2 rRNA genes (1 of these 2 cut by a window edge) are annotated in these 2500 nt (G+C 41.5%); both read left to right on the top strand.

Annotation, left to right across the window (positions count from 1 at the left end):
• Positions 1–1434: ribosomal RNA gene (locus AXY43_RS13875) — 23S ribosomal RNA — on the top strand; it begins 1475 nt to the left of the window's first position.
• Between the two features lie 73 nt (positions 1435–1507).
• Positions 1508–1624, top strand: a 5S ribosomal RNA gene (gene rrf / locus AXY43_RS13870).
• Positions 1625–2500 lie beyond the last annotated feature (876 nt).

Below are 2500 nucleotides of genomic sequence, written 5' to 3'. Positions count from 1 at the left end.
ATAGGATGTGCTAGCTATTGGATGCTAGTCTAAGCGTTTAGGGAGTTGGGATTGGCAAATCCGTTCCAACAATTCTGAGGCGTGATGGGGAAGGTTCTACGGAACCGAAGTATCTGATTCCATGCTTCCAAGAAAAGCATCTAGAGAGAGAAGTAGTGCCCGTACCGCAAACCGACACAGGTAGATGAGGAGAGAATCCTAAGGCCGACGGAAGAATTGCAGTTAAGGAACTAGGCAAATTGACCCCGTAACTTCGGGAGAAGGGGTGCCTGAGAAATCAGGCCGCAGAGAATAGGCACAAGCAACTGTTTAACAAAAACACAGGTCTCTGCTAAAGCGAAAGCTGATGTATAGGGGCTGACGCCTGCCCGGTGCTGGAAGGTTAAGGGGAACACTTAGTGGTAACGCGAAGGTGTGAACTTAAGCCCCAGTAAACGGCGGCCGTAACTATAACGGTCCTAAGGTAGCGAAATTCCTTGTCAGGTAAGTTCTGACCCGCACGAATGGCGTAATGACTTGTGCACTGTCTCAACTGCAAATCCGGCGAAGTTGTAGTGCGAGTGAAGATGCTCGCTACCCGCGATTGGACGGAAAGACCCCGTAGAGCTTTACTGTAGCTTAGCATTGAATTTCGGTATTGTCTGTACAGGATAGGTGGGAGACTGGGAAACTAGGGCGTCAGCCTTGGTGGAGTCGTTGTTGGGATACCACCCTGATAGTATTGAAGTTCTAACTGGATGCCATGAAACTGGTGACAGGACATTGTTAGGTGGGCAGTTTGACTGGGGCGGTCGCCTCCTAAAATGTAACGGAGGCGCCCAAAGGTTCCCTCAGAACGGTCGGAAATCGTTCGAAGAGTGTAAAGGCAGAAGGGAGCCTGACTGCGACACCTACAAGTGGAGCAGGGACGAAAGTCGGGCTTAGTGATCCGGTGGTACCTCGTGGGAGGGCCATCGCTCAACGGATAAAAGCTACCTCGGGGATAACAGGCTGATCTCCCCCAAGAGTTCACATCGACGGGGAGGTTTGGCACCTCGATGTCGGCTCGTCGCATCCTGGGGCTGAAGTAGGTCCCAAGGGTTGGGCTGTTCGCCCATTAAAGCGGCACGCGAGCTGGGTTCAGAACGTCGTGAGACAGTTCGGTCCCTATCCGTCGCGGGCGTAGGAAATTTGAGAGGAGCTGTCCTTAGTACGAGAGGACCGGGATGGACTGACCTATGGTGTACCAGTTGTTTCGCCAGAAGCATAGCTGGGTAGCTAAGTCGGGAAGGGATAAACGCTGAAAGCATCTAAGTGTGAAGCCCACCTCAAGATGAGATTTCCCATAGCATAAGCTAGTAAGACCCCTTGAAGACTACAAGGTTGATAGGTCAGAGGTGTAAGTATGGCAACATATTTAGCTGACTGATACTAATAGGTCGAGGGCTTGACCAATATAGTCAAGTTGTAAATACATTAAAGAAACTGTGTGCAATTTTGAAAGAACAAGGTTTTTTCAAATTGAAGATCTCGTGATGATGGCATAGAGGTAACACTCCTTCCCATTCCGAACAGGAAAGTTAAGGTCTATAGCGCCGATGGTACTGCATGGGAGACTGTGTGGCAGAGTAGGACGTTGCGAGGTAAGCAAAAAAGATAGTTGTAATAACTATCTTTTTTTATTTTATAATATTTAGGAATGGTAAGACGATAAGCTTCGCCGCTGTATAGCTGGATTATTTAATGCCATATTTCTAAAAAACTCAATAAGTATGACGATTTTGTATAACTCATTTCTCTAAATCATTACGAAAGAGCTTATTAATTCAATGTATTCTTAATTCTACAACTGAATTTCTATCCTAAGCACATATTTAAGACGGTATATTTTTACGATAAGCCTTTTTTGATAGAGTTCATTCCTTATATAACATTAATATCTATTCTGAACAACAAAGTAGTTATTGAGAGATTAACAACTTTGCAGACTAATCTTATTATAATATTTCATATTAACTTTATAGTTTAATTTTTTATGATTAAAAACTCATTTAGTAGAGCATATTTTCTGTTATTATATGAAAAAGTTTTTATGTTTGATGAAATTTTATGTATCCAGGGGTAATTGGATCCTTTCATGATCATAAGATCTTTTATTATTTTGAACTTAATTTCTTATTAATAAAGATATTTAGAATTATTAGGAATGAGATAATTAGGCTAAAAAACATATATAAATGTAATAGATTGAACCAAATTGGAGTGACAACTATTGCTAGCGTATCAGTATGTATAAAATCTAGAATAATGACGTATTATAAAGAAAAATGAAAATAATCGCATTTAGTAATAGGAAAGCAAATAATATGAAAATATCAGAGATGTTAAGATGAAACACGTCGCTAAGAGACATAAACAAAACAACTTAAAGGGAAAAAGATTTTCTAGGAAAGTTGTTGACAATGTCGAATGGTGATGATATGATAAAATCCTCGCTAAGAGATGCAAAATTAATAACTTA

Origin of the sequence: Clostridium sp. MF28 (genome assembly GCF_002969175.1) — a bacterium.
Classification (GTDB): Bacteria; Bacillota; Clostridia; order Clostridiales; family Clostridiaceae; genus Clostridium; species Clostridium beijerinckii.
The sequence above is the reverse complement of the archived record's forward strand: the minus strand, read 5'-3'. Positions and strand labels throughout refer to the sequence as shown.